Annotated in this window: 8 protein-coding genes; all 8 read left to right on the top strand. The window is 68.3% G+C overall.

Features of this window, described 5'->3' with window-relative positions; genetic code table 11:
* Nucleotides 1-271: SPOR domain-containing protein (locus VGE49_RS10730; protein ID WP_331034547.1), on the top strand; the 271-nt coding region annotated here is incomplete at its 5' end.
* Nucleotides 272-281: 10 nt separating this feature from the next.
* Complete coding sequence (nagZ, locus tag VGE49_RS10735; RefSeq protein ID WP_331034548.1) at nt 282-1,331, top strand: beta-N-acetylhexosaminidase; 1,050 nt, start codon at nt 282-284, stop codon at nt 1,329-1,331.
* Between the two features lie 3 nt (nt 1,332-1,334).
* Nucleotides 1,335-2,162, top strand: coding sequence for a segregation and condensation protein A (locus tag VGE49_RS10740; RefSeq protein ID WP_331034549.1), 828 nt, complete (start codon nt 1,335-1,337; stop codon nt 2,160-2,162).
* Nucleotides 2,163-2,192: 30 nt separating this feature from the next.
* Nucleotides 2,193-2,861: an SMC-Scp complex subunit ScpB gene (scpB, locus tag VGE49_RS10745; RefSeq protein WP_331034550.1), complete on the top strand. Its 669-nt coding sequence runs from the start codon at nt 2,193-2,195 to the stop codon at nt 2,859-2,861.
* 180 nt (nt 2,862-3,041) lie between these two features.
* On the top strand, nt 3,042-3,410 hold the full coding sequence (locus VGE49_RS10750; RefSeq protein ID WP_331034551.1) for an AtpZ/AtpI family protein: 369 nt from the start codon (nt 3,042-3,044) through the stop codon (nt 3,408-3,410).
* Between the two features lie 14 nt (nt 3,411-3,424).
* Entirely contained in the window at nt 3,425-4,210 is a 786-nt protein-coding gene (locus tag VGE49_RS10755; RefSeq protein ID WP_331034552.1) for a F0F1 ATP synthase subunit A, read from the top strand.
* A 59-nt stretch (nt 4,211-4,269) separates the two neighbouring features.
* Nucleotides 4,270-4,494, top strand: coding sequence for a F0F1 ATP synthase subunit C (locus tag VGE49_RS10760; RefSeq protein ID WP_046651755.1), 225 nt, complete (start codon nt 4,270-4,272; stop codon nt 4,492-4,494).
* 73 nt (nt 4,495-4,567) lie between these two features.
* Nucleotides 4,568-4,919, top strand: a 352-nt coding sequence (locus VGE49_RS10765) for a F0F1 ATP synthase subunit B family protein (protein ID WP_473964842.1), incomplete at its 3' end; no start/stop codon positions are given.

The raw sequence follows: 4,919 nt of genomic DNA on the forward strand, positions 1-4,919 counted from the left end.
GACCCCAGCTGCGGCTGCACCCGCCGCCGGTGGATCGTCGGGTGTGCAGATCGGCGCCTTCTCTTCGACCGCCATCGCCGACCGTGAATACGCCGCCGTGGCCGCGCGCTTCGGCTCGTTCGCCTCGGGCGCCGAGAAGCGCGTTCAGGAAGTCACCGCCGCCAACGGCTCGACCGTCTATCGCACCACCTTCACCGGCCTGAGCCGCGAGCGCGCCGTCGCCTTCTGCAACGCGCTGAAGGCCGCCGGCCGCGACTGCATCGTCCGCTAGGCCTGAGCGCATGACCTCCGCCGCCATCTACGGCTGTTCCGGCCTCAAGCTGACGGCGGAGGAGCGCGCCTTCTTCGCCGAGGCGCGCCCCTGGGGCTTCATCCTGTTCCGCCGCAACGTGGAGAGCCCGGCCCAGGTCAAGGCCCTGGTCGAGGACCTGCGCGACAGCATCGGCCGCGCCGACGCCCCTGTCCTGATCGATCAGGAGGGCGGCCGGGTGCAGCGCCTCGGCCCGCCGCACTGGCCCAAGTATCCGCCCGGCTCGGCCTATCTGAAGGCCGTCAACGATCCCGTCGCGGCGCGCGAACTGGTGCGGCTGGGGGCGCGGCTGATCGCCCATGACCTGCGCGAGCTGGGCATCACGGTGGACTGCGTGCCGGTGCTGGACGTGCCGGTGCCGGGCGCCCACGACATCATCGGCGACCGCGCCTATGCCCAGGACCCGGCCACCGTGACCCAGCTGGGCCGGGCGGCGGCGGAAGGGTTGCTGGCGGGCGGCGTCCTGCCCATCATCAAGCATATCCCCGGCCACGGACGCGCCTTCGCCGACAGCCACCACGCCCTGCCGGTGGTCGAGACGGATCTGGCCACGCTGGACGGCTGGGACTTCGCCCCGTTCAAGGCCCTGTCGGACATGCCGATGGCCATGACGGCCCACGTCGTCTTCACCGCCGTCGACGCCAAGCGTCCGGCCACGACGTCGAAGAAGGGCATCCGCCTGATGCGCGAGCATCTGGGCTTCTCGGGCCTGATCATGTCCGACGACCTGTCGATGAAGGCTCTGTCGGGGGCCCTGACCCAGCGCGCCGAACAGTCGCTGAAGGCCGGCTGCGACGTCATCCTGCACTGCAACGGCGACCTCGGCGAAATGCGTCAGGCAGCCGAGGGAACCTGCAAGCTGAAGGGCCAGGCCCGGCGCCGCGCCGAGGCGGCGCTGAAGCGCATCGTCCACACGCCCGAACCGCTCGACGTGGCCGAGGCTCGCGCCCGGCTGGAGGCGGCCCTGAGCGGTCGCTTCGACGCCGCCAAAGGCCCCGACGTCGGCGAGGTGCAGGCTTAAACTATGGATCAGGCGTTCCAGCCCAATCTGGACTTCGCCGCCGTCGATGATGCTGACGCCGCCGAGGCCTTCGTCGTCGATCTGGAGGGCTATGAAGGACCGCTGCACGTCCTGCTGGCGCTGGCGCGCACGCAGAAGGTGGACCTGCTGAAGCTGTCCATCACCAGGCTGGCGGAACAGTATCTGGCCTTTGTTCACGAGGCCCGGCGGCGCAACTTCGCCATGGCCGCGGACTATCTGGTGATGGCGTCCTGGCTGGCCTATCTGAAGTCGCGCCTGCTGCTGCCGCGCACCGAAAAGGGCAAGGCCGAGGAGCCGCCGGCCGAGGAAATGGCCGCCGCCCTGGCCTTCCGCCTGCAAAAACTGGAGGCCATGCGCCGCTCGGTCGAGGCCATCACCAGCCGCCCGCAATTGAAGCGCGACGTCTTCACTCGCGGCGATCCGGAAGCCACCGTCATCATCCCCTCGGACCGCGTGGACGCCAGCCTCTATGAGCTGATGGCCGCCTATGTCGCCCAGCGTCGGCGCGAGGAGCGGCGTCGCTATGCCCCCGGCCAGCGGGTCGAGGCCTTCCAGCTGGAGGCCGCGCGCGACTGGCTGCGTTCCATGATGCCGCGTCTGGCCGACTGGACCCCGCTGGAGCGCGTGGCGCCGGCCCGCGATCCGGACGACGCCGAGGGGCCGAGCCAGGCCAGCTATACCGCCTCCACCCTGTCGGCCAGTCTGGAGCTGGTGAAGGAGGGGGCCATGGACGTGCGTCAGGCCGAGGCCTTCGCCGACCTCTTCCTGAAACGCCGGGGCCTCGGCCAACCACTGGAGCTGACGCCGTGAGTGCTTTATGGCCGCTGAGCCGGTATTTTCATGTCTGACCTCAGCTTCAAACCCGATGACGCCGAGATCGAACGCCGGGTCGAGGCCCTGCTGTTCGCCGCCGCCGCCCCCCTGTCGGCGGCAGAGATCGCGCGCCGCCTGCCCGAGGGCGCCGACGCGGGTCGGGCCATCGCGTCCTTGCGCCAACGCTATCAGGGCAGGGGGGTCGAGCTGGAATGCGTGGCTGACCGCTGGCGTTTCCGCACCGCCGCCGACCTCGGCTTCCTGATGACCGAGGAGCGCGAGGAGCCGCGTCGTCTGTCCAAGGCCGCGCTCGAGACCCTGGCCATCATCGCCTACCACCAACCCTGCACCCGCGCCGAGATCGAGAGCGTGCGCGGCGTGTCGCTGTCCAAGGGGACGCTGGATCTGTTGCTGGAGATGGACTTCGTGCGGCTGCGCGGACGCCGGCGCACGCCGGGGCGTCCCGTCACCTACGCCACGACCGACCGCTTCCTGGAGCATTTCAGCCTGGCCAGCCTCTATGACCTGCCCGGCGTGCAGGAGATGAAGGCGGCGGGTCTGCTGGACCTGTCGATTCCGGTCGGCTTCGAGGTGCCCGATCCGACCCGCAGCGGCGATTCGGAAGGCGAGGACCTGCTGACCGCTCTGGACGAGGGATCGCCCGAGTTCGCCCAGGATTTCGTCAGCGAGGACTGAGACTCGGGGCCCGAGCAGCGACGCATCGCCACGCCTGTTTGTTCCTTGGCCGTAAGGCGCTGAAAAACATGGGCTTAAGTAAAGATTGGCGCGCCTTGACCTGAAGCCCCCTCGGCTATAGGTTCCGCGCCGAATTCAGACCCGTTCCGGCCCTGTGTCGGACGCTGAGCGAACAGGCCCATGTCCCCCACGAAGGAATCGCGCGAAGAGGCGATCAAACGCCTCAACGAAAGCGCATCCGCGCTGGAGGGCCGGACCCAGGTCGAGCAATCGGCCGAGTTCGCTGCGCACGCGGTGACGGGACAGGCCTATAAGATCATCGCCGAGCTGCTCGGCGGTGTTTTCGTTGGTCTGGGCCTCGGGTTCGGCGTCGACCGTTTGTTCGGCACGACCCCCTGGGGCCTGTTGGTCGGAGTCCTTCTGGGCTTCGCCCTGGCGATCTACATGGCGCGCCGGACAGCCAATCGGCTGATGGCGCAGGCGATGGCGGCAGGTGTCAAGGCGGAAGCCGTGCCCTACGTCGAAGCCGGCGAAGACGAAAAAGACTAAGGAGCGAAAGGCCCGTGGCCGATCCGATTCACCAGTTCCAGATCGTGCCGCTGGCCGACTTCGGCGAGATCACCCTTCCGCTCGTCGGCAAGGTCAGCCTGGCCTTCACCAATTCGCACCTGGCGATGACCCTGGCCTTCGGCCTGGTGGTGATCTTCCTGACGCTGGCGACCTCGCGCGCCCAGGTGGTGCCGGGCCGCATGCAGGCCGCGGGCGAGACCCTGTTCGGCATGATCGACAACCTGGCCCAGTCGATCATCGGCCACGACGGCCGCAAGTATTTCCCGTTCGTCTTCACCCTGTTCCTGCTCATCCTGATGATGAACGTGCTGGGGATGTTCCTGACCTTCACCGCCACCTCGCAGCTGGCCGTCACCGCCACCTTCGGCGTCCTGACCTTCGCCCTGGTGGTCATCATCGGCATCGCCAAGAACGGCCTGGGCTTCTTCGGCCTGTTCTGGCCGACCAGCGCGCCGCTGCTGCTGCGTCCCGTCGTCGGCCTGATCGAGTTCTTCTCCTTCCTGCTGCGTCCCGTCACCCTGGCGCTTCGTCTGTTCGGCAACATGCTGGGCGGCCACGTGGCGCTGAAGATCTTCGCCGGCTTCATCGTCTCCCTGGTGGGCGTGGCGCTGGCGGGCGGCGCGGGCCTGTTCGCCCTGCCGGTGGCGGCGCTGTCGCTGGGCATGGTGATCGCCCTGACCGCGCTCGAGTTCCTCGTGGCCTTCCTTCAGGCCTTCGTTTTCGCCGTTCTGGCCTGCATCTATCTCAATGATGTGGTCAACCTGGGCCATGGCCATTAAGGCTGCGGACCAGCACTAAACCCCACCCTCCAAACGCTCCAAGAATTAGGAATATCATCATGGAAGCTGAAGCCGCCAAGTTCATCGGCGCCGGTATCGCCACCATCGGCATGGTCGGTTCGGCCCTGGCCGTCGGCAACATCTTCGGCCAATTCCTGGCCGGCGCCCTGCGCAACCCGGCTGCCGCCGCGTCGCAAGTCGGCAACCTGTTCGTGGGCGCCGCCCTCGCCGAAGCCCTGGGCATCCTGGCCTTCGTGCTCGGCATCCTGATCTGGCTCGGCTAAACCCGAACCCGCTGATCAGCGGCGGCGCGCCTGACCGGCTGCGCCGCCGCATCTGCTTTCGCGACGGATAATCATGGCTGCAACTCCCTCTGCTCCGCCCCCGGTCCTGCCGGTGGAACAGGCCGTCGAATACGCGGCCGAAACCGGGCATGTGCCCGCCAACGCGGCTGCCGCCGCCGCCGAGCATGACGCCGGCGGACTGCCTCAGTTCGAGTTCCAGCACTGGGCCGGGCAGGTCGTCTACCTGCTGATCCTGTTCGCCATCCTCTATGCGCTCGTCGCCAAGGTCTTCGCGCCGCGTCTGCGCCGCGTGATCGACGAGCGGGCCGATACCATTTCCACGGCCGTCGCCACGGCGCGCTCGGTGCAGACCGAGGCCGCCGCTCAGGCCGACGCCGCCCGCGCCGAGGTCGAAAAGGCCCGCG

Origin of the sequence: Brevundimonas sp., from assembly GCF_036405315.1 — a bacterium.
Classification (GTDB): domain Bacteria; phylum Pseudomonadota; class Alphaproteobacteria; order Caulobacterales; family Caulobacteraceae; genus Brevundimonas.

Excerpts from the sequence above, each read along its gene's own strand:
- nagZ (WP_331034548.1), top strand. The coding sequence starts at position 282 with ATGACCTCCGCCGCCATCTACGGCTGTTCCGGCCTCAAGCTGACGGCG.
- VGE49_RS10740 (WP_331034549.1), top strand. The coding sequence starts at position 1,335 with ATGGATCAGGCGTTCCAGCCCAATCTGGACTTCGCCGCCGTCGATGAT.
- scpB (WP_331034550.1), top strand. The coding sequence starts at position 2,193 with ATGTCTGACCTCAGCTTCAAACCCGATGACGCCGAGATCGAACGCCGG.
- VGE49_RS10750 (WP_331034551.1), top strand. The coding sequence starts at position 3,042 with ATGTCCCCCACGAAGGAATCGCGCGAAGAGGCGATCAAACGCCTCAAC.
- VGE49_RS10760 (WP_046651755.1), top strand. The coding sequence starts at position 4,270 with ATGGAAGCTGAAGCCGCCAAGTTCATCGGCGCCGGTATCGCCACCATC.